Source organism: Halobacillus sp. B29 (genome assembly GCF_052246755.1).
GTDB classification, from domain to species: domain Bacteria; phylum Bacillota; class Bacilli; order Bacillales; family Halobacillaceae; genus Halobacillus; species Halobacillus halophilus.
The window spans coordinates 1-21,111 of record NZ_JBQQCM010000020.1; the positions used below are offsets into that span (position 1 = coordinate 1).

Here is a 21,111-nt window from a genome sequence, read left to right on the forward strand (position 1 = left end):
GAATGAAGACCTTAAAAAAGAAGCGTTAATGCTTCTCTTCTTAAAGATGGTCAAAAGTGTGAGGGGTTGACAGTTTCGTTCATATCAGGAGGCTCAGCACATGCCCGCGGAAAGCGAATCATCCCCCCGCAGGACCTTTCTTCTCATAAAGATATCTCGAAACTGAGTCTTCAACTATCCGGCCCTATTGTTAAATAAGAGGTAGAGAGAAGGGGGAGTAATATTATGCTTTTTAAAATTGTGGATGTTTTGCTTTAGAGGCTTTCTAGTGTGTTTCATTGTATGATGAAGATATTCGAATAAAGAGGGGTGTTACTTGTGAGCTATGAAGAAAAAGCGCTTAAGGAAGCTTTACGCTGGAGACGTTCTTTAGAAAAAAGATCATCTTTAATGCAGAGGCAATCGAAAAGAGTCCAGGCGGCTGTTAATAACAAGATTCCGGACAAAGTTCATAACGTGGTGACAGAAAGTATTCGAAGGATGATTGAAACAGCACTTACAACTTCTGAGTATGTTCGTCCATTGGAAGTAAATCCTGAATGGACCCTGGAGGAAAGAGAACAAAGGTTAGAGGAAATTTTAAAGCAGTATAAACAGACGGCAGCTTTTGAGGGAGCAGGAACGGGTTTCGGCGGATTTTGGCTCGGTTTGGCAGATTTTCCGTTGTTCCTTAGTATCAAGATGAAGTTCTTGTTTGATGCAGGACAGCTTTATGGGTTTAATGTAGATTCATATGAAGAAAGGGTATATTTACTGCATATATTTATGCTGGCTTTTTCCAGTGACGATGCCCGGAGGTCTATGAAAGATGTGGTATTGGACTGGGAAAATATTCCACAAAGCCGTAAACAAATTGATTGGAAAACGCTTCAGATTGAATACCGGGATACATTGGATTTCGTGAAATTGCTACAGCTCTTTCCGGGTATCGGAGCTGCTGTGGGTTATATCGCAAATGGAAGGCTGCTTCAGCATTTAGGGGAGACGACTAAGAATGCCAGCCGTCTCCGTTTGCTAAATAATTAAGAATTTTGATGCTTTTCCTGGTAACTTCGATAAGCCTGCAATAAAGTTTTTGCGGCATGGTTCATCGCTTTTTCATCAAAATCAAACTTTGGATGATGGTGCGGATAATAATGATCGGGAATTTGAGCTCCGGTAAAGTAGAAAGCCCCGGGCTTTTCCAGCAGATAATAAGCGAAGTCTTCACCGGCCATCACTGGCTCCACCTCTTGCGTGCGGAGACTGCTGTCTGCTTCGTGAGAACGCTGAAGGACAAGTTCGGCCTCTGCTTCGTGGTTGACTACTGGCGGATAACCTTTTTCATAATTAAAGGAATAGTCGGCTTCATAGCCTGTACACGTACCTTTTATGATTTTTTCCATTTCTTCCATGATCAGCTGCTGTACTTCAGGATCAAACGTTCTGACTGTACCAGTCAACTTAGCCGAATCGGCAATAATGTTAAAGGTATGGCCTGCTTCAAATGTCCCTACAGATAAGACAGCTGTTTTAAGTGGATCCACTCTTCGGCTGACTACCTGCTGTAAAGAAGTGACGAGCTGAGAGGCAATGACAATTGCATCTTTTGTCTGGTGCGGCTGAGCGCCATGCCCGCCCTTACCTTGAATTACAATTTCAAAACGGTCGGCTCCGGCCATGAAGGGTCCTTTTGCTGTTTCAATGGTATTAGTGGGCGTGTTGACCCATAAATGAGTACCGAATACAGCGTCGATATGATCGAGTTTTCCGGAATCCACAATTGGCTTCGCTCCCCCGGGTGCATACTCTTCGGCGTGCTGATGCAGAAAGATCACTGTGCCCGGCAGGTCGTCTTGAAAAGGGACAAGTGCTTCGGCGAGCCCCAGCAGAGCTGCAGTATGGCCGTCGTGACCGCATGCATGCATAGCGCCGTCGTTTTGGGATTTGAATTCAAGATGATCGTTTTCTTCCTGTATCGGAAGAGCGTCAAAATCCGCTCTTAAGGCTACTGTCTTTCCAGGTTTTCCGCCTTCAAGTGTAGCAAGCACTCCATTACCGCCTACTTTTTTTTCGTAGGGAACCCCTAAACGTTTATATGTATCTGCAATGTACTGGGAAGTTTCTTCTTCATAGAAAGAAACTTCGGGGTGCTGGTGCAGGTGTCTGCGTGTTTGAACCATTTGTTCATATTGTTCATCAATTGCTTGAAAGACGTCATTCCACATTCGTAACTTCCTCCTATGGTTTCTATAGATTGCATAAAGTGTAATATAAGTAACCCTAATTCTCAAACAAATTAGATTAGTCTAAAAAATGAGAGGTCTATTCTTTACAAAAAGACTCCGCTAAATCTCTAGTGTTTTTCAAGAAAAGATCCCATTACTTGAAGACTTGATTTCGAGACATTTGTTGAGAGCGGAAGGTCCTGCGGGGGACGATTTCGCTTTCCGCCCCTGCACGACGCAGGGTCGTTCGACGTTTCCACACGACGTGGCGATCTTAGTCGAACTTCCTTGTACCTCCAGTTCATACGCCGATTACCAAAGTGCTTCCGCTTTTAATCTAGGAGTCTACATCGTCCCCCTCCGGCCCTGGCCGAATGAGAACCTTGAAACCACTTAAGATATCTTCTTGATGACCAAAAAAGCATGGGAATATGAGCCTGCATTCATGCTATAAAGATGTAAAGATAGCCTGTCATAGAAGCATTTAAGACCAGTTAAGAAGGAGAGCATACTCTCTTCTGGAAGGGTCCGTTATTTCCCCACCAACTCTCCTTCTTTTATGGCAACGGACCAAAAACATCTCGAAATCGAGTCTTCAGCTAACCTGCCCTATTGTGTAGTCTCTTTTTTGAATAGATAACGCTCATCAGGTACAAAAAAACCGCTGCTTAAGCAGCGGTTTTGAATTCGTCTATTCAGCTAATCGAGAGTCCTGTAGCATACGACCGATTTCTTCATAGTGACCTGTTTCATCAGAGATTAAGTCGTCGAGTTTAACTGCAAGTTCAGTCAGGCCAAGTTCTTCTGCCTGAACTTTACGCTCTTCATAACGCTTGATGGTTTGACGTTCAGCTTCTCTTGCTTCTTCAAGCATCGGTTTCACTTCTGTATGCTGCTTCACCTCTGCTGGAGTTGTAGTAGGCGTGCCGCCAAGTATGCTGATTTTCTCGGATAAGTAAAGAGCATGTGCTTGTTCGTCAGCCACTTCGCTTTCGAAGAATGGTTTTAGTACAGAACGATATAGACCCGAAACCACCGCTGCGTTATACGTGTACATGATTGAAGCGGCATATTCGTTGGCCAAGTCTTCATTTAGTCCGTCGATTAATACCTTCATTTTTTCATCCATATGACAACATCCTTTCTATAAAAAAGTTGCACAGTTTAGATATTCCCTGAGAGTTGCTGTTTAAACCCCATCTCAATATTTTCTAACTCAGACTTAAGACGGAGAATAAACCCACCTTCCGCTTGTTTCTAAGTGGTAGAAAGAAGGCTAAAGTAAGGATATAGAGAACGTTTCTTTTATTAAAAAGGGATTTATGGAAGAAATAGAGAATAACTCATCGCAGGATGAAAAAAGGGTGATTCAATTGAAAAAAAGAGCAGCAAATATTTTATTAGCGACAGGATTGGTTGTGATTGGAGCCATCCTTCTACTGGCCAACCTCGGAATTATTTCCTTGGAAATAGAGTTTTCATGGTCTACGATTTATCCAGTTCTGTTAGCCGGAATTGGGTTGAAATTGTGGGGTGATTCTCTCATGAAACAAGGAGGCTCCTGGACGTTAGGATCCTTTCTTACAGTGTTTGGAGTCCTTCTCATTATGGATCGTTTTGAAGTGATCTCATTTCAGTTTGCGGATGTCCTGCGTTTGTGGCCGTTGTTATTTATATATATCGGTTTCAGTATATTTCTTGGCGGACAAAAAACGAAAAAATTTCAATTTGATACAAATGGAGCTGCTTCCTACCATCAACCTTCTTCAAGCAAAAAGAGAAAATCAACTAAGATGCTTATTGGAGATCATTCCTATAATGATGAGAACTGGAAGGTCGAGCCAATGGATTTATGGAATGGCATAGGGGATTACAAGTTTGATTTCACCAGAGCGTTCATTCCTGATGGGGATACTCCGATCATTGTAAGAGGGTGGATTGGTGATGTGAAAATGATTATTCCGAATAACGTTCCATTTCGTGTCGAAGCGAGGATTAAGACCGGGGATATAAAAGTGGCCGGCCAGACAGCCGATGGTTTGCGAAGAGAAATTGTTTATGAAACGGAAGATTACCAATTGGCTGACAGGAGATTATCTTTATGGATTGATTTCAATGTAGGCTCAATTAAGGTCGAGCGTGTGTAGGGGGGCGCAGTATGTTTAAGCAGTTGAACAGTATCCGATATATGTATATTCGTTCGCATTTGTACGGGCTTATCTTGAATATATTTATTATGCTTGCTCTTCTTCTTTCTGTTCATGTGTGGTTTAATCCCGACTGGCTTCATCCCGGTGCGATCTTGTTTTTTATCGTTTCTTATCTCTTAGTAGGATTTGTAATGGCGGTCTATGCCGGCTTCAAGTCAAGCGGGGATATGAAACAACGTATGGACTATATTTCTACGATGATTACCAGGCTTGCCCGCGGCGAACTGTCATCACGATTATATTTTAATGAGGATGATGAAATTTCAGGAATCGCTGACGAGCTGAACACGCTTGGGGAGAAGCTACACCAGCAGCGGGAATCTCTTCTGAAACTTGCGGATGAAAAAGGTGAACTGGCGCGTACTGCACACAAGGCAGCGACCATTGAAGAGCGGCAGCGGCTGGCAAGGGATCTTCACGATGCGGTCAGTCAGCAGCTGTTTGCTTTAACTATGATGGCTCAGGCGGCTGATCGTGTAATTGAAAAGAAACCCGAACAAGCCAAAAAACAGCTGAAGGAAATTACTCAAATGGCCTTGCAGGCTCAAACAGAAATGAGAGCGCTGCTTCTACATTTGCGGCCGGTTCACTTATCAGGTGAACCCCTGGGGCAGGGGATTGCTTCGCTCATTGAAGAACTGAAGCAAAAATGTTCTCTTGATTTCAAGGTTCAATTGGAAGACGTTACAGATTTGTCCAAAACGACGGAAGAACATCTTTTCAGAGTGGTCCAGGAAGCACTATCGAACATTCTCCGGCATGCAAATGCTAAGGAAGTCAAGGTGGAAATGACGAGCTCCAGCCGCGAAGTTTTTTTACATATTGCTGATGACGGCTCGGGATTTCATGCAGAAGACAAACAGGATAATAAAGCATCTTATGGATTAAAAACGATGAGAGAACGCTGTGAAGAGGTGGGTGGCGAGTTCACGATCCGTTCCCGCGTAGGAGAAGGGACTCACATTGACCTTCGAGTTCCTAAACAGCTATCTATTAAGGAGGCAGAAGAGTGATACGTGTCGTAGTTATTGACGATCATGAAGTGGTTCGTAAGGGAGTCATCGCTTATCTAAATACGGAAGAGGAGCTTGAGATTGTCGGAGAAGCTTCGGACGGTCATACAGGAGCAGCGCTTGTAAAAGAGTTAAAACCTGATGTGGTATTAATGGATTTAATTATGGAGAATGGGACGGGGATTGAAGCTACGGAAGAAATAATGAAGTCAGAGACATGCAGAATTATTATTCTGACGAGCTTTTATGATGATGAAAAAGTGTTCCCGGCATTAGAAGCTGGAGCATTCAGCTATATGCTGAAAACTTCTTCTGCTGACGAAATTGCCGAGGCGATCAAGAAAGCTTACCGCGGTGAAAACGTGATTGAGCCGAAAGTGGCTACCAAGATGATGACTCGTTTCCGTCAGGATAAGAAACCTCATGAAGAATTGACGAATCGTGAGCGGGAAGTTTTAATGTGCATCGGAGAAGGGATGACCAATCAGGAGATTAGTGACAACCTTTTCATCGGAATTAAAACGGTAAAAACGCACGTAAGCAATGTGCTCAGCAAGTTAGAAGTACAGGATCGTACTCAGGCTGCAGTGTATGTCCACCGTAATGGTCTGTTGAAAAAAGATAAATAAGATCAAGTTCTTTAAACAAGCTGTATTTCCAGTTAAGCTCCCGATACTGGAAGGCTCAGTTTCGAAACTTTTTGTGAGAATTAGGTCCTGCGGGGGACGATTTCGCTTTCCGGCCCTGCACGATGCAGGGTCGTTCGACGTTGCCACACGATGTGGCGTTCTTAGTCGAACCTCTTCTGTGGTAAGCTTCCTCGGGCTTAACAGCCCTGCGGGATCTTACCGATCATGTTCATCCCACAGGAGTCTTCATCGTCCCCCTCCGGACCTGCCCGAATCAGAAACTCGAAACAGCTTCATCCTTCACCCGCTTATGAAGAAATAATCAACTGGCGAATATCATGTTATATAAGCATTTCTGGTAGGTTAAGGAGGAAAGGATACTCTTTATCCAAAGGGTCCGTTTCCCCTAAAAAAGCTGGGTTGGTGGGGAAATGATGAGACTCCCATGGAGAAGGAACTAGGTGAGATCCCGCAGGGAGTGAAACGAGCGAGGAAGCTCACCGTTCCCCCATAGGAAAGCGAGTTATTTCCCCACCAGCCCTCTCCTCATATCATAACGGCCCACGATTTATCTCGAAACCGAGTCTTGACAATCCGACCCTATTGTTCAATAAAAGCACTTATGAAAAATCAACAGTTTAAAGATGAATCGCCAGTAAAAAAGATATAATTTATGACAGAGTACTAACTGAAACATCTTGAAAAGCCACTTTGGGTGGTTTTTTTTGTTTCTGTGACAACTTTGTGATAAGTAAGGAATAGGGACAAAACTATTTTGTTTTCGAAACAATCCCTAGTATAATATCAAAATAGAGAGGTAGAAAGGAAAATGACGAATGAAGGCGAATCATGAAAATCGATTGTTTATCATTTGGGCGGCCGCGCTTACCGCCACAGCAGGAAGCTTATTCTTTTCAGAGGTTCTTGGCTATGAACCTTGTGAGCTATGCTGGTATCAGCGTATCCTCATGTATCCGCTTGTGATTATATATGGGGTCGGACTGGTTAAGAAAAATTCAGCTATGACATTGCCGGGGCTCATTCTCAGCGGGATTGGGGCCATTGTTTCTCTGTATCATTACTTAATGCAGAAAGTTCCCGCGATAGGAGCAGGGGATGCTTGTGGACTGGTTCCTTGTAATGTACAGTACATTAATATTTTTGGCTTTATTACCATTCCATTTCTGGCAGGAACCGCATTTATTATTATTTTTATCACACATCTATTGATGGTAAGGAAGTAAAGGGGAATTTTATATGAAGAAAAAAATGGTCATTTTTGGTACAGGCTTGGCTGTATTGATCGCTGTATTGATCTTTGTAGTGAACTACCAGAATAGTCAGAAGACAGCCGACAATCCTTACGGTAAGGAGAACCTCAATCAAGCAACGATTGATCAGTTGGATAACGAGAATTATCAAAATCAAATTCAACCTGACGAACTAGAAGAACAAATTGAATCAGGCGAAGAAACAACCGTTTATTTTTACAGCCCCACTTGTGTTCATTGTCAGCGTACGACACCTGTCGTTGTGCCGATGACTCAGGAGCTTGGCGTTGATATGAAGAAAATGAATCTGCTTGAGTTTGAAGGTCAATGGGACAAATATGGCATTGAAGGAACGCCGACCATCGTTCATTTTGAGAATGGTGAAGAAGCGGCACGGATTTCAGGCGAACAGCCGGTAACCACTTTTGATAACTTTTTCCGTCAAGAAGTTTTAGATGAGGAGTCCGGACAGGCAGAAGAATAAAAAAAGTGAGCGGCACTGTCCGCTCACTTTTCGTTTATTCCTCTAGCTGAAGCATTTGGTACTTGGTAATGTAGGCCTCTCCATCAATAAATGAAGGTTTTTTCTCGTGCTTTGGTCCTGAATTTTTGTGGGCTTGTTCGAAGGATTGAGAGTTCTTCCAATCTTCAAAGTCCTGAGCATTACGCCATTGAGTCAGCACCACATAAGTATTGCCTTTGACAGGTCTCAGAATTCGGATCGCTTGAAAGCCTTCCATATTCTCGACATTCCCTGCACGATTTTTGAAGCGGTCCTCAAATACAGGACGTCCTTCGTCTGCTACAGGAATATTATTCATAACGACGTATCCCTTAGGTTGAAGGCTGCCAACGGAGTCTACAATTTCGTACTCGCGCCCTTCTTCAAAAATTGAATTCTCTCCTTCGTAATAAGCCACTGTTTTATCCTGGTCCTGCATAAATAAGAGGTGAGCATCTGGGTGTTGTTTGTCTAATTTAGCTAAGTAATTCAAAGTGCCATTTGTCATCGAAACTTTCATAATGGATGTCTCCTTTCCAACATTAATTTCAGTTTAGCAATTGAAATGGTGAACCCGCAAGTTTGAAAGAGATTGCACAAGAAAGGGTGCATAGAAAGTGAAACAATATGATTATCTTAAACCGATCCAGCGTGCGGCAAGACGTGTGCGATGGGCAGGCATAATCCTCGCTATCCTGGTCATGGCCGGTGTGTTAGGTTATATAACCATCCTGTTTGGAGGACGTTTAGTCGTTAGTGAAGAAGATCTGGTATTAGACGAAAAAACGTTTGTCGAAACAAAAGATGGAGAGGTCATTGAAGAGATTTACACGAAAAACAGGGAAATTATCGATCTATCCGATGTACCTGAGCACGTGCAGGAAGCGTTTGTAGCGATTGAAGACAGTCGCTTCTACGAACATTCCGGAATAGATTTTAAATCGATTGTCCGGGCCGTCTATAAAGACATCATTGCTATGGCGAAGGTCGAAGGAGCCAGTACCATTACACAACAGCTGGCGAAAAATATATCTTTATCCAATGATAAGACGTGGATGAGGAAGACGAAAGAAGTTATGGCCGCTATTTATCTGGAGCGGAATTTTACAAAAGATGAAATTTTGGAGCTCTATCTAAACCGGATCTATTTTGGAGAAGGGGTTTATGGAATTGAGGCCGCTGCCGAGCATTATTTTCAAAGTCCAGCTTCAGAACTAACGGAAGCTGAAGGTGCACTGCTTGCCGGTATGCCTAAAGCTCCGAATTCCTATTCTCCTTTTGATAATCCAGAAGAAGCGAAAGCACGTCGGAACCTCGTTCTTTCGCGTATGCACGATACGGGAAGTATATCGGCTGCCGATATGAAGAGGTACCAGGGGGCGACTCTGGGAGCGGAAGAAGATGATTCAGAAACCGAAACGTGGACGAATAGTTATGTGGATTTAGTAATTGCAGAAGCGGCAGAGAAATATGACATTTCAAGAGATGAGTTAAAACGCGGAGGCTACCGTTTGATTGTTGAAATGGACCCTGTGGCTCAGCGGATTGCTTCTGAAAATATGCAGAACGGAGAATTTGTTCCCGGTACGAACGGAGAAGTTCAAGGGGCTTTAACGTTGATGGATCATGAAACTGGAGCCTTGCGCGCGGTTGTCGGCGGAAGAGATTTTAAACACGGTGATATTAACCGTGTCTTAACCTCTCATCAGCCGGCGTCTGCCATCAAGCCTCTTGCCGTATATGGACCAGCCCTTATGACTGAAGAGTACACCCCTTACACGGTTCTTCCTGATGAAAAACAGGAATTCGCGGATGGGTGGACGCCGGAAAATTACGACGGGGAATACGACGGCTCTGTGTCTCTTTATCAGGCGTTGAGCCAGTCCAAAAACGTTGCCGCCGTGTGGCTGCTGGATCAAATGGGTATTGATTATGCAAAAGGTTATTTAAAAAAGCTTGGACTTGAGACGAAAGACGAGGGACTGGCGATTGCTCTCGGCGGACTTACGGAAGGATATACCCCTCTGCAAATGGCAGAAGGTTATCGAAGTTTTGCTCAAAACGGAAAGGTCACAGACAGTTATACGATCACTCAAATCAAAGATCGATCCGGTGTAGTCATTCATAAGCATCAAAGCGAAGAAGAAATTGAGGTGTTCAGTCCACAGACAGCCTGGTATATGACTGAAATGCTGCAAAGCACAGTTAACGAGGGCACAGCAAGTGCAGGTGATTATCGTAAAGCACTGGCAGGGAAAACAGGGACCCAGCAGCACCCGGACGGTGATAATAAGGATGTATGGTTTGCCGGATATACACCGGAGTACGTCGGGACGTTGTGGATGGGCTATGACCAGGCCGGGGAGAAATACCGCTTAGAAGGCGGAAGCAGCTATCCTACCAGACTTATGAAGGAAGTATTATCGCAAATCGACGAGGAAAAGAATTTAAAAGAAAGCTTTGATCGTCCCGAGGGAGTAGAAGACTTGCCGGAACCGATTGAAATGCCTAATCTCGAGGATGCATCAGGATCTTTAAGTTTATCAGGGCTTGCCAGGTTCCGTGGAACGATCAGCTGGACGCCTGCGGATGACGATCGACTGGTTTACCGTATTTACAGAGAAGAAGAAGGAGAAGATGTAAAAGTAGGGGAAGTGACTGGAAAAGGCGAGTTTAAAGTCAATGCCTTTGGAATATTTGATCAGACCACGTATTACATCGTTCCTTTTGATCCGTTGACTGGAAGAGAAGGAGAGCCGTCCAATAAAGTAACCCTAAATTGGGACCTGTGAAAAAACGCACAATCTGGTGAAAATTAGTTCATTTTTCTATACAGAAGAAGGATATATCGTTATAGTGGAAATCGGATGAAAGATGAACGTGGATAAAGGAGCTAGGTGATTATGAATAAAATTGAAAACGATACGATCTTAAGAGCTTTTCAGGGAGAAAAGACGGAGCATACTCCGGTTTGGTTTATGCGTCAGGCGGGCAGATCCCAGCCTGAATATCGTAAATTAAAAGAGAAATATTCATTGTTTGAAATTACACACGAGCCGGAACTTTGCGCTTATGTGACCCGTCTTCCCGTGGAACAGTACGGAGTCGATGCGGCCATTCTTTATAAAGATATTATGTCCCCCCTTCCTGCACTGGGCGTGGACGTGGAGATTAAGAAAGGCATCGGGCCGGTGATTCACAATCCAATCCGCTCCAAAGCGGATGTGGAAAATCTGGGAACCATCGATCCTGAATCCGATGTTCCTTACGTTCTGGATACGATCAGACTTCTCACACAAGAGCAGCTGACGGTTCCTTTAATTGGCTTCAGCGGGGCACCGTTTACACTGGCGAGTTATATGGTGGAAGGTGGTCCTTCCAAGAACTATAATAAGACCAAATCCTTAATGTACAGCGAACCCATGACTTGGTTTGCTTTAATGGACAAACTGGCTGATATGGTGATCACCTATGTCCGTGCTCAAGTGAAAGCAGGCGCAAAAGCTATTCAGATCTTTGATTCATGGGTCGGTGCTTTAAATGTAGAGGACTATCGAACGTATATTAAACCAGTTATGGAAAGAATCTTCAGCGAATTACGTTCCGAGGGTGTACCGCTTATTTTATTCGGTGTAGGCGCCCGCCATCTGGCTCTTGAGTGGAATGACCTTCCAGTAGATGTGATGGGACTTGATTGGAGAATGTCCATTACCGAAGCAAGAAGTAATGGCATTACGAAACCATTACAGGGAAATCTGGATCCATCTTTATTGCTGGCCGATTGGGACGTGATTGAAGAGCGGACGAAGCGTATTATAGATGAAGGGCGCGAGCATCCGGCTCACATATTTAATCTCGGACACGGCGTCACACCTGATATCAAACCGGAAACATTGAAGCGATTGACCAATCTGGTACATGAGTATTCAAAATCTAAGTAAGAGGTGACGATCATGGGTAAAAAACAAATGGGACTGCTAGTAATGGCTTATGGTACGCCATACAAAGAAGAAGATTTGGAGCGCTATTACACACACATCCGGCGTGGACGCAAGCCGACGGATGAAATGCTTCAGGATCTTAGAGACCGTTATGACGCCATTGGAGGCATTTCTCCTTTAGCAAGAATTACAGACAGCCAGGCGGAAGCTCTTCAAAATGACTTGAATGAAAATCAGGATGAAATTGAATTCAAACTATACATCGGGCTAAAGCACATTGAACCTTTTGTAGAAGATGCAGTTCAACAGATGAAAGAAGACGGAATTGAAGAAGCTGTGTCCATTGTACTTGCTCCTCATTATTCCACCTTTAGTGTGAAGTCTTATAATGGACGAGCTCAAGAGGAAGCTGAGAAGCACGGCATCACCATCCGTTCCGTGGAAAGCTGGTATGATGCTCCAGGCTTCATCGACTTCTGGAAAGAAAAAATCCTCGCAGAATATTCGAAAATTGCAGAAGAAGAGAAGAAAAATACGTGCCTGATCGTATCGGCGCATAGTCTTCCAATGAAAATTCTAGAAGGCGGTGATCCTTATCCGGATCAACTGAAAAAAAACGCTGAGATGATTAGTGAAGCGACTGGAATTACTCAGTACGAAATCGGCTGGCAAAGTGAAGGTAATACACCGGATCCTTGGATTGGACCGGATGTGCAGGATCTGACCAGAGATCTGTATCATGATAAAGGGTACACGTCCTTTATTTATGCTCCCGTAGGCTTTGTATCCGATCACCTGGAAGTTCTTTATGATAATGATTACGAGTGTAAGGTAGTTTGTGATGAGGTAGGAGCGGATTACTACCGTCCAGAAATGCCTAACACTAACGATAAGTTTATTCATACGCTTGCTGGTGTCGTACTTGAAAAAGCAGAAGAGCAGCGATAAAGATGACAGAGCAAAAACGAGTACTTGTTGTTGGCGGAGGCATTTCAGGTTTAACAGCGGCTTATTATCTGCAAAAAGAACAAAAGCAGAAAAACTTACCTCTTGATGTTCAATTGATCGAAGCAAGTGATCAATTAGGAGGAAAAATTAAAACAGAAAAGAGAGATGGTTTTACGATTGAACGAGGACCTGATTCTTTTCTTGCCCGTAAAGAAAGTGCTGCAAGACTGGCTGAAGAAGTCGGTCTTGGCGATCAGCTGGTGCCAAATGGCACGGGGCAGTCTTACATTCTGGTCAATGGTAAACTTCATAAAATGCCAAGTGGTTCTTTTATGGGAATCCCTACCCGTATTCGGCCCTTCTTATTTTCTGGTCTTTTTACCCCTGCGGGAAAATTAAGAGCGTCCTTAGATTTAATAAAGCCTAAGAAACATGTGGAAGGCGATCAGGGATTAGGTCTCTTTTTCCGCAGGCGACTTGGCAGTCAAGTGGTGGAGAATTTAATTGAACCCCTTCTTTCCGGCATTTATGCAGGAGACATTGATAAGCTGAGTCTTGAAGCAACCTTCCCTGATTTTTACCGTTTAGAGCAGGAATATGGAAGCTTAATTAAAGGGTTACGCAAAACGCGTCCCATCAGTAAACCCAAAAAAGGGGAAAAGAAACCAAGCATGTTCCGTACACTCGAACATGGCCTTGAATCCCTGGTAGATGCTGTGGAAGATAATCTTGCCCCCGGCTCTGTTAGAAAAAATACAAAAGTCGATCATATTGAGAGAAAGCCTCAAGGCTATCATGTACTGTTAAGTGATGGAACTGTAGAAGAGGCGGATGCTGTCATACTGGCTGTTCCTCACTTTCAGGCACAGCGTATGCTTTCTCAATTTGATTTTATGGATCCTTTTAAAGAAGTAAATGCGACTTCTGTAGCCAATGTTGCGATGGCTTTTGACGAGTCAGCAATCAAAAAAGATATCGACGGTACAGGCTTTGTGGTATCACGGAACAGCAGCTTCAGAATTACAGCCTGTACATGGACGCATAAAAAATGGCCCCATTCGACGCCGACTGGGAAAGTTATGCTTCGCTGCTACGTAGGGAAGCCTGACGACCAGGACGTGGTGAACCTGCCAGATGAGGACATTGTTGAGATCGCCTTGAACGATTTAAATAAAACGATGAACATTACCGATAAGCCCGACTTTTCTATTGTGACCCGCTGGTATGACGCCATGCCTCAATATCAAGTTGGCCACAAAGACCGTTTAGCAGAAATCACTGAACAATTGGATCAGCATTTGCCTGGTGTCTGTTTAGCGGGTGGTTCGTACCGTGGAATTGGTCTTCCTGATTGTATCGATCAAGGGGAAGCAGCGGTAGAAAAAGTGCTTAGCTCTATAAAGGATAATCGTATTTAAAACTGCTGCCCCGGGCGGCAGTTTTTTCTCTTAAATTATGAAAGGGCTTGCAAGAAAACGGAAGGATTAGTATGATTTAAATTGGAAACGTTTTCAAGTTAGCGTAAACATCATCAGGGGGAGATCAAATGGCTACGATAGAAGATGTAGCAAAGCTGGCTGGCTTATCCAGAACGACGGTATCCAGAGTCATTAATGACCAGCCCTATGTAACAGATGAGAAAAAACAGCGCATCCTTCATGCAATGGACGAACTGGGGTATGTTCCTAATTCTTCTGCACGGCGCCTGCGCAGCCAGCGCACCGAAACCATTGCTGTATTGCTGCCACGTATAACGAATCCTTTTTTCGGAAATTTAATAGAGTCCATGGAGCAGAAAGCATCCAGGGCAGGCTATCAGGTAATTGTCTGTCAGACCCACGATTCAAAAAAGAAAGAGCTCGATTATCTTCAGTTATTAAAAACAAAGCAAGTGGATGGCATTATCATGACTTCTTTAGTAAATGATTGGGAGCTGATCCACCCTTACCTGGAAAATGGCCCCATTGTGTTATGTAATGAATATATGGAAAATAACACTGTACCGATGATTCATATGGACCACCGGCGGGCGGCTTATGAAGCGGTGCAGCATTTAATTGAACAGGGGTGTAAGCATTTAGCTTTTGTTCATGGGGGGCAGGAAGGGCATTTAACCTTAGAGCGGAAACGGGGATTTGAACAAGCCTTGCTGGAACATGGTCTTTCTTCATCGGAGGATCAAGTGATCCAGGGGCCGATGGATGTAGGAGACGGGAGACATTTGTTCACCTATATTAAAAAAGAAATGCCTCATATTGATGGAGTATTTACCGGTTCCGATGAAGTCGCAGCCGGGATTATCTATGAAGCTGCCCATTCTGATTGGAAGATTCCCGAAGACCTCTCGGTGGTCGGCTTTGACAATCAGATGCTTTCCCTTCTTATGGTGCCTTCCATCACAACGATTGAGCAGCCTGTGAAGAAGTTAGCTGATAAAACTGTGGAAGTCTTACTGAAACAGCTGCTTCATCCCGACCCTGTGCGTGGGAAGAGCCATGTATTTGACCACAAACTCGTAGTCAGAGGATCGACAAGGAAAGAAGAATTAATCATACACTAAAACCCATTACTCCGTGGGTTTTTTCTTTTGATAAATTCATCGTGTAGATTTTAAGTTAACAAGATATATTAAGGAGGAGATGGTGACCGGGAAAGCAAATCTCAGCCACAGCAACCCAGGTGTTGGATTGTGCTGTGCGCTGCTATAATTGTGTCCTCCGGCCCCGGAAAACCGCAGCTCCTAATTAAAGGGATCGAAACGACTCTTTGTTCCATTTGTTGAATTAGCTTGTTTAGGAGAGTCGTGCTAAGGGTTTCGCGGCTTTTATCACTTGGGAGAAATACCAATCGATAACGATAAGGCCTATGCCATAGATGATCACGGAGTATAAGATGTGCCAGCCCTGATCATAGATGATTTTACCTACGGATAAAGCATAAAATTCAAAGCCATTCAAGATCACCATAAATAAAGGATACATAATCCAGCGGCGAATTTGTTTATAGTAAAGAAAATAAATAAACCATGCAGCAACAATGGGATTGTAACCAAAATCGATAAAGATGGTATTCATTAAATGAATTTTTCCTTCAGGAATTAAGAGCCAAAAGCCCAATTGCACTCCTAACTGATTACCTGCCATCGAAAATAAAGCAGTAAATGGAACAACGGTATATAATAACACCCGGGCGCGTTTAAAAAGAAAAACTCCGCTAATCCAGGGGAGAATAAATCCTAATAAGATATTTATCAGCAAAGTTGAATCCCCCTCTGAATAGACAGGCTGAGGCATTAGTCTTTTATTATTATGGGACGGGTGCTTCTTTGTTATAAATGTTAATTTATGTAAACGTTTAGTGAGTACTTGGATTATTAATTTTTTATTAGAGATTGCTCTTCTTATAATCTGAAGCGCTGTAACTGGATAGTGACGTGAAGGAAAGCTGATCTCAAGGGTTAAAGCTGTAATGTAACAGTTCTGAAGAACAGGAAAGTTGAAAATAAAAAATTCCAAAAAAAAAGCAGCTTTTATACAGCTGCTCCAAATTACATGTTCCAGATTCATTTTTTTGTGGAATACTAGAATTAGTGAGCCGGGTGGTCGCATTCGTCGCAAACGTTACCGTAGCAATCAGCTTTTTCCTGGATAACATCACCGCACTTGGAGCATTGTTTCTCGGGCAAATTACGGAAGAATTCAATTACGCTCATCATGTTACATCGCCTCCAATTAATTTAGTGTAAAGTCATTGTATTATAACAATATGCAGAAATCAACAGTCTGTTATAAAACAATTAAAAAATAGGCAAAAAGATATAAGGAGTGGTAAAAATGAAAGTGACAGTAATCGGTTATTGGGGAGCCTATCCTGAGGCAGGAAGCGCTACTTCAGGATATTTATATGAACAGGACGGGTTCAAAATGCTCGTTGATTGCGGAAGTGGTGTGCTATCCCGGCTGCAGCAGTTTACCAATCTTACGGATCTTGATGCGGTGGTGCTGTCGCATTATCACCACGACCATATAGCCGATATTGGTCCTTTACAGTACGCTTATCTTGTACAAAACTCTCTGAATGACACCAATGAGGTGCTGCCTATCTACGGGCATAAGGAAGATAAAGAAGCGTTTAAAGCACTAACTCACCAGTACACCAAAGGAGTAGAGTATGATCCTGAACAGAGTTTACAAGTAGGACCGTTTACAATTGATTTCCAAAAAACAGAGCATCCGGTTCCTTGCTATGGGATGAGCATTACGGATGGAAATGAAACAGTGGTTTATACAGCCGATACTAGTTACTTCACTGAATGGGGAGAATTTGCTAAGAATGCCGACCTTCTGATTACGGATACCAATTTCTTTAAAGGAATGGATGGAAAAGGACCTGGTCATATGACAAGTACAGAAGCGGCTTCAATTGCAGCTGAGGCTTCAGTTGATACCCTATGGCTCAGCCATCTGCCTCACTTTGGTGTACAGGGACGGCTGCTGCAGGAAGCGCAGGATGTTTTTGAAGGAACTATTCAAGTAGCCTCGGAAGGTTTAACGTGGGGAGAATAGATTGTCTAAACATGTCGAAACCATTACAATAGAGAATTAGAACAGTTTTAGTGGAAAGGATGAGAATGATGCTATTTATTGATCACGAAGGAATCAATGACCCTACGATTAACCTTGCGATCGAGGAATACGCGTTGAAAAACCTCGATATTAACGAAACGTACCTGCTTTTTTACGTAAATGAGCCATCCATCATTATTGGGAAAAACCAGAACACAGTGGAAGAAATTAATACCAATTACGTGGAGGAGAACGGTATTCACGTTGTACGCCGCTTATCTGGCGGAGGAGCCGTTTATCATGATCTTGGTAATTTAAATTTTAGTTTTATTACAAAGGATGATGGAGATAGCTTTCACGATTTCGCTAAATTCACAAAACCAGTAACCACCGCACTGAAACAGATCGGTGTAAATGCGGAATTGTCCGGCCGAAATGATGTAGTTGCTGAAGATGGCCGTAAAATTTCAGGAAATGCTCAATTTTCAACCAAAGGCCGGATGTTCAGTCATGGAACGCTGATGCTGGATTCGGAAATTGAAAATGTGGTATCTGCTCTTAATGTAAAAACTGAAAAGATTAAATCCAAGGGCATCAAATCTATTCGCAGCCGCGTAGCGAATATTTCTGAGTTTCTTGAAGAAAAAATCTCTATGCAGGAATTCAAAAATCTTATTCTGCGTCATATTTTCGACGTTGAAGATGTAAAAGATGTACCTCAATATAAATTAACGGAGGAAGATTGGGAGAATATCTATAAGCTTGCGGAAGAGAGATACCGCAACTGGGACTGGAACTATGGCAAATCTCCTAAATTCAACATTCAGCATACCGAACGTATTGAAGGTGCCGGCAGTTATGATGTACGTTTGGATGTAGCGAAAGGCTATATTAAAAATGCTAAAATTTATGGCGACTTCTTCGGTGTAGGGGACATCAATGATGTAGAAGAGAAGCTGATTGGCACGCAATACAACCGCCAGGCCATCGCAGAAGCTCTTGAAGATATTGATATTTCCCAGTATTTAGGTAAAATTAATATTGAACAGTTTTTGGATATCGTATACTAAAGCGCTGTTCAAACTGATAAGAGTTAATCCCTTTAGTTATCATTTATACTGGAAACCAAAGATTCCTCATGCGATGAGGGATCTTTTTTATACTCTTCGACGAAACTTGCTAATTAATTGTCAGTATTTTATAATTAGAATGAAAATTTAAAACAATAATATGAATGATTATTCATTCAGAATAAAAAAAGGGGAGTCATTCATGAATTTAAGTGAACAGTTGTCCGTAACAGCTCAGCGTAACCCTTCTAAAGATGCTTACATATTTCAGGGACAAAAGGTGAGTTATCAGGAATTTGATGCGTCTGTTACGAAGTTTGCTTCCAGATTAACCGAATTAGGCTACGGGAGGCATGACCACATTGCCCTTGTCAGTGGAAACAGTCCGTTGTTTATGATCGGCTTGTACGGAGCACTGCGCGCAGGGATTACGGTTATTCCCATCAATCCGACTTATACAGCCGATGAAATGAGTTACATCCTGAAGAATGGGGATGTGAAAGCTGTCATCACGATGGATGTATTGCTTGAATTATTTGAGAAAATGGATGACCAGTTAGAGGTGTATCATTACTTTACGGCAGCCACAGGATCGGGTATTGATTTGAACAGCTCTCCGTTATCCCAAAAAATGAAATCGTTTACAAATGTATTGTCGGAAGGGAAACTGGATTACGAACCTCCTAGTCTGGATTCTGAAGATACAGCCGTTATTCTTTACACTTCCGGCACAACAGGTAAACCCAAAGGAGCGATGCTCACGCACAAAAACCTGTATTCCAATGCGGTAGATGTCGCTAATTACTTGCAAATATCATCGGATGATCGCGTCATAGCTACTTTACCTATGTTCCATGTATTCTGCTTAACGGTCGCTTTAAACGCTCCGATTATGAACGGAGGGACGGTCTTAATTGTGCCGAAATTCTCCCCGCAGAATGTATTTACCATAGCTGAGGAATATCAAGCTACCGTCTTTGCAGGTGTACCAACTATGTATAATTACCTGCAGCAAACCGGCAAGGATCAAGTTCACACATTTGCCAATATGAGACTCTGTATATCCGGCGGCTCTTCTCTTCCTGTTGCTCTGCTGGAGTCGTTTGAAAAACAATTTAATGTGCGAATCTCAGAGGGGTACGGTTTATCGGAGGCTTCTCCTGTTACGACCTTTAATCCTCTTGATCGCCCTCGAAAAGCTGGGTCTATTGGGGCTAATATTCGTAACGTAGAAAATAAAGTGGTGGATGAACTGGGAGATGAGGTTCCAGTCGGAGAAGTAGGCGAATTGATCGTCCGTGGTCCGAACGTGATGAAAGGCTATTATAAGTTACCTGAGGAAACGGCTGTAACTATACGGGAAGGCTGGCTTTATACGGGAGATATGGCAAGGGTGGATGAGGAAGGGTATTTTTATATTGTGGATCGCAAAAAGGATATGATTCTTGTAGGCGGCTACAACGTTTATCCAAGAGAAGTGGAGGAAGTATTATATAATCATCCGGATATTACGGAAGTCGCTGTGGTCGGAGCACCGGACCCAGAACTTGGGGAGACCGTCATCAGCTTTGTAGTATCCAGCAACCCTTCCATTAATGAACAGGCATTGCACGAGTATTGCCGGGAACATTTAGCTAAATATAAAGTGCCTTCCCGAATAGAGTTCATGGAAGAACTGCCTAAAAACACGACTGGTAAAATCCTTCGGAAGAATTTACGCGAAAAACTGGCTCAATCTTAATGAGTTAAATTCTAAAACTGAGATGGTACAGCGATTATATAAGTAGATAAGGATTTGTTAAAGTATAGGGCCGTTTAGTTGAAGACTCAATTTCGAGATAATGTGTGGACAAAGGGGCTTCAGGGACCGGCTTGCTTTCCGCGACCCTGCCTCGTGCAGGGCCGTAGGAAGCGAGTTGTTTCCGTAGCCGCCCTCACCGTTTTTGGCAACTTACCCGAGTTATCTCGAAACTGATTCTTACAGAAAAGGGAGCTTATCTTTAATAATCAACAGGGAGTTTGGCAGAGTCGATTTATAAACGCCTCCATTTAAAAAAGATTCCGGGAACATATTGTTCTCTGGAATCTTTTTTTGATTCCTAAGGGTCCATTTTTTGAGGTTTTTAATTAAATCTCGTCCATATATTTTTCCATGCGGATATCCTCCCACATCTGTCCCTGCCAATAAGTGAAATTAGGAATACGGCCGATCTCTTTATATCCCAGGTTCTGGTACAGTTTCTGAGCAGGAAAGTTAAATTCAAATACTCCCAGTTCTATACGGTCAAGTCCTTGCGTCTTGATTTGCTTTTCCAAGAATCGGATTGCTTTGTACCCCGCTCCTTTACCTCTCGCTTCCGGTTCGCCTATCGTAATCCCGATCCAGGCTGTTCCAGGTTCTTTTTTGTAAAGGTGTTCTGGGTCAACCATGTAATTCATTGAGCCGACCAGTTGTTCATTCATGTAGATAAGGTAAATATAGTGGTGATCCAGGTTTTCTTGTAAGTCTTCCAGTGTCATAAGCGATCGTTGCTCCAACTCAGACTGGTTTTGATTGGGCCGTGTGAGTGGGATCAGTTCCGGGTCGTTTTCCCATCGGTTAAATGTATCAACCAGATGGCAGGCTGGTTCTTTTAATTCTACGAAATGAATTCTCATGGTCCGCTCCTTTCGTAGTGCAAAGTGGATTTTATCTTACAATATTATTGAATATATGTTTCGGAAGAGTGCAAGCAGCTGATGCGGCACCCCGCAA

20 protein-coding genes are annotated in these 21,111 nt (G+C 43.1%); 14 read left to right on the top strand and 6 right to left on the bottom strand.

What is annotated here, in order from left to right:
* Positions 1–318: 318 nt before the first annotated feature.
* Complete coding sequence (locus ACTWP7_RS18955; RefSeq protein ID WP_443124522.1) at positions 319–1,026, top strand: EcsC family protein; 708 nt, start codon at positions 319–321, stop codon at positions 1,024–1,026.
* Here the strand turns inward: ACTWP7_RS18955 and ACTWP7_RS18960 are convergent.
* Together ACTWP7_RS18960 and ACTWP7_RS18965 are read right to left on the bottom strand one after the other, a co-directional pair.
* Entirely contained in the window at positions 1,023–2,207 is a 1,185-nt protein-coding gene (locus ACTWP7_RS18960; protein ID WP_443124523.1) for an amidohydrolase, read from the bottom strand. The two genes, ACTWP7_RS18955 and ACTWP7_RS18960, sit on opposite strands and share 4 nt — an antisense overlap.
* A 691-nt stretch (positions 2,208–2,898) precedes the next feature.
* Positions 2,899–3,336: a ferritin-like domain-containing protein gene (locus tag ACTWP7_RS18965; protein WP_014642474.1), complete on the bottom strand. Its 438-nt coding sequence runs from the start codon at positions 3,334–3,336 to the stop codon at positions 2,899–2,901.
* Positions 3,337–3,529: 193 nt separating this feature from the next.
* Between ACTWP7_RS18965 and liaF the strand changes: the two genes are divergently transcribed.
* The 5 genes from liaF to ACTWP7_RS18990 all read left to right on the top strand — a co-directional run bounded on the left by liaF (position 3,530) and on the right by ACTWP7_RS18990 (position 7,814).
* On the top strand, positions 3,530–4,354 hold the full coding sequence (gene liaF, locus ACTWP7_RS18970; protein WP_443124524.1) for a cell wall-active antibiotics response protein LiaF: 825 nt from the start codon (positions 3,530–3,532) through the stop codon (positions 4,352–4,354).
* 11 nt (positions 4,355–4,365) lie between these two features.
* Positions 4,366–5,430, top strand: a complete 1,065-nt coding sequence (locus ACTWP7_RS18975; protein ID WP_443124525.1) for a sensor histidine kinase — start codon at positions 4,366–4,368, stop codon at positions 5,428–5,430.
* Positions 5,427–6,059: a response regulator gene (locus ACTWP7_RS18980; RefSeq protein ID WP_443124526.1), complete on the top strand. Its 633-nt coding sequence runs from the start codon at positions 5,427–5,429 to the stop codon at positions 6,057–6,059. The genes ACTWP7_RS18975 and ACTWP7_RS18980 overlap by 4 nt, the downstream gene beginning before the upstream one ends.
* Positions 6,060–6,895: 836 nt before the next feature.
* Positions 6,896–7,303 (top strand): disulfide oxidoreductase, encoded by a 408-nt coding sequence (locus ACTWP7_RS18985; protein WP_443124527.1) that lies wholly within the window; start codon positions 6,896–6,898, stop codon positions 7,301–7,303.
* Between the two features lie 13 nt (positions 7,304–7,316).
* The gene (locus ACTWP7_RS18990) at positions 7,317–7,814 is read left to right on the top strand and encodes a thioredoxin family protein (protein WP_443124528.1); all 498 of its coding nucleotides are present in this window, start codon (positions 7,317–7,319) and stop codon (positions 7,812–7,814) included.
* A gap of 34 nt (positions 7,815–7,848) precedes the next feature.
* On the opposite strand, the gene ACTWP7_RS18995 is transcribed toward ACTWP7_RS18990, so the two are convergent.
* The gene (locus ACTWP7_RS18995; protein ID WP_443124529.1) at positions 7,849–8,352 is read right to left on the bottom strand and encodes an antibiotic biosynthesis monooxygenase family protein; all 504 of its coding nucleotides are present in this window, start codon (positions 8,350–8,352) and stop codon (positions 7,849–7,851) included.
* Between the two features lie 97 nt (positions 8,353–8,449).
* Here ACTWP7_RS18995 and ACTWP7_RS19000 point away from each other — a divergent pair, with 97 nt between their 5' ends.
* The 5 genes from ACTWP7_RS19000 (at position 8,450) to ACTWP7_RS19020 (ending at position 15,281) form a co-directional block, all read left to right on the top strand.
* The gene (locus ACTWP7_RS19000; RefSeq protein ID WP_443124530.1) at positions 8,450–10,624 is read left to right on the top strand and encodes a transglycosylase domain-containing protein; all 2,175 of its coding nucleotides are present in this window, start codon (positions 8,450–8,452) and stop codon (positions 10,622–10,624) included.
* 111 nt (positions 10,625–10,735) lie between these two features.
* Positions 10,736–11,773, top strand: a complete 1,038-nt coding sequence (gene hemE, locus ACTWP7_RS19005; protein WP_014642484.1) for a uroporphyrinogen decarboxylase — start codon at positions 10,736–10,738, stop codon at positions 11,771–11,773.
* Positions 11,774–11,785: 12 nt separating this feature from the next.
* Complete coding sequence (gene hemH, locus ACTWP7_RS19010; protein WP_443124531.1) at positions 11,786–12,721, top strand: ferrochelatase; 936 nt, start codon at positions 11,786–11,788, stop codon at positions 12,719–12,721.
* 2 nt (positions 12,722–12,723) lie between these two features.
* Positions 12,724–14,139 carry a protoporphyrinogen oxidase gene (gene hemY / locus ACTWP7_RS19015; RefSeq protein ID WP_443124532.1) on the top strand — a complete coding sequence of 472 codons (1,416 nt, stop codon included), beginning with the start codon at positions 12,724–12,726 and terminating at the stop codon, positions 14,137–14,139.
* 128 nt (positions 14,140–14,267) lie between these two features.
* On the top strand, positions 14,268–15,281 hold the full coding sequence (locus ACTWP7_RS19020) for a LacI family DNA-binding transcriptional regulator (protein ID WP_443124533.1): 1,014 nt from the start codon (positions 14,268–14,270) through the stop codon (positions 15,279–15,281).
* A gap of 232 nt (positions 15,282–15,513) precedes the next feature.
* On the opposite strand, the gene ACTWP7_RS19025 is transcribed toward ACTWP7_RS19020, so the two are convergent.
* Both ACTWP7_RS19025 and yhfH read right to left on the bottom strand, forming a co-directional pair.
* Positions 15,514–15,978, bottom strand: a complete 465-nt coding sequence (locus ACTWP7_RS19025; RefSeq protein WP_443124534.1) for a hypothetical protein — start codon at positions 15,976–15,978, stop codon at positions 15,514–15,516.
* 329 nt (positions 15,979–16,307) lie between these two features.
* Positions 16,308–16,436 (bottom strand): protein YhfH, encoded by a 129-nt coding sequence (yhfH, locus tag ACTWP7_RS19030; RefSeq protein WP_087946050.1) that lies wholly within the window; start codon positions 16,434–16,436, stop codon positions 16,308–16,310.
* 118 nt (positions 16,437–16,554) lie between these two features.
* On the opposite strand from yhfH, the gene ACTWP7_RS19035 reads away from it, so the two are divergent.
* The 3 genes from ACTWP7_RS19035 (at position 16,555) to ACTWP7_RS19045 (ending at position 20,097) form a co-directional block, all read left to right on the top strand.
* Positions 16,555–17,286: an MBL fold metallo-hydrolase gene (locus ACTWP7_RS19035; RefSeq protein WP_443124535.1), complete on the top strand. Its 732-nt coding sequence runs from the start codon at positions 16,555–16,557 to the stop codon at positions 17,284–17,286.
* A gap of 68 nt (positions 17,287–17,354) precedes the next feature.
* The gene (locus ACTWP7_RS19040; protein WP_443124558.1) at positions 17,355–18,356 is read left to right on the top strand and encodes a lipoate--protein ligase; all 1,002 of its coding nucleotides are present in this window, start codon (positions 17,355–17,357) and stop codon (positions 18,354–18,356) included.
* 202 nt (positions 18,357–18,558) lie between these two features.
* The gene (locus ACTWP7_RS19045) at positions 18,559–20,097 is read left to right on the top strand and encodes a fatty acid--CoA ligase family protein (protein ID WP_443124536.1); all 1,539 of its coding nucleotides are present in this window, start codon (positions 18,559–18,561) and stop codon (positions 20,095–20,097) included.
* A 386-nt stretch (positions 20,098–20,483) separates the two neighbouring features.
* Here the strand turns inward: ACTWP7_RS19045 and ACTWP7_RS19050 are convergent, their stop codons facing one another.
* Positions 20,484–21,014 (bottom strand): GNAT family N-acetyltransferase, encoded by a 531-nt coding sequence (locus ACTWP7_RS19050; RefSeq protein ID WP_443124537.1) that lies wholly within the window; start codon positions 21,012–21,014, stop codon positions 20,484–20,486.
* Positions 21,015–21,111: the final 97 nt, after the last annotated feature.

Excerpts from the sequence above, each read along its gene's own strand:
- ACTWP7_RS18960 (WP_443124523.1), bottom strand. The coding sequence starts at position 2,207 with ATGTGGAATGACGTCTTTCAAGCAATTGATGAACAATATGAACAAATG.
- ACTWP7_RS18995 (WP_443124529.1), bottom strand. The coding sequence starts at position 8,352 with ATGAAAGTTTCGATGACAAATGGCACTTTGAATTACTTAGCTAAATTA.
- ACTWP7_RS18975 (WP_443124525.1), top strand. The coding sequence starts at position 4,366 with ATGTTTAAGCAGTTGAACAGTATCCGATATATGTATATTCGTTCGCAT.
- ACTWP7_RS19050 (WP_443124537.1), bottom strand. The coding sequence starts at position 21,014 with ATGAGAATTCATTTCGTAGAATTAAAAGAACCAGCCTGCCATCTGGTT.
- hemY (WP_443124532.1), top strand. The coding sequence starts at position 12,724 with ATGACAGAGCAAAAACGAGTACTTGTTGTTGGCGGAGGCATTTCAGGT.
- ACTWP7_RS19045 (WP_443124536.1), top strand. The coding sequence starts at position 18,559 with ATGAATTTAAGTGAACAGTTGTCCGTAACAGCTCAGCGTAACCCTTCT.
- ACTWP7_RS19040 (WP_443124558.1), top strand. The coding sequence starts at position 17,355 with ATGCTATTTATTGATCACGAAGGAATCAATGACCCTACGATTAACCTT.
- ACTWP7_RS18990 (WP_443124528.1), top strand. The coding sequence starts at position 7,317 with ATGAAGAAAAAAATGGTCATTTTTGGTACAGGCTTGGCTGTATTGATC.
- hemH (WP_443124531.1), top strand. The coding sequence starts at position 11,786 with ATGGGTAAAAAACAAATGGGACTGCTAGTAATGGCTTATGGTACGCCA.
- hemE (WP_014642484.1), top strand. The coding sequence starts at position 10,736 with ATGAATAAAATTGAAAACGATACGATCTTAAGAGCTTTTCAGGGAGAA.
- yhfH (WP_087946050.1), bottom strand. The coding sequence starts at position 16,436 with ATGATGAGCGTAATTGAATTCTTCCGTAATTTGCCCGAGAAACAATGC.
- ACTWP7_RS19035 (WP_443124535.1), top strand. The coding sequence starts at position 16,555 with ATGAAAGTGACAGTAATCGGTTATTGGGGAGCCTATCCTGAGGCAGGA.
- ACTWP7_RS19020 (WP_443124533.1), top strand. The coding sequence starts at position 14,268 with ATGGCTACGATAGAAGATGTAGCAAAGCTGGCTGGCTTATCCAGAACG.
- ACTWP7_RS18985 (WP_443124527.1), top strand. The coding sequence starts at position 6,896 with ATGAAGGCGAATCATGAAAATCGATTGTTTATCATTTGGGCGGCCGCG.
- liaF (WP_443124524.1), top strand. The coding sequence starts at position 3,530 with ATGGAAGAAATAGAGAATAACTCATCGCAGGATGAAAAAAGGGTGATT.
- ACTWP7_RS18965 (WP_014642474.1), bottom strand. The coding sequence starts at position 3,336 with ATGGATGAAAAAATGAAGGTATTAATCGACGGACTAAATGAAGACTTG.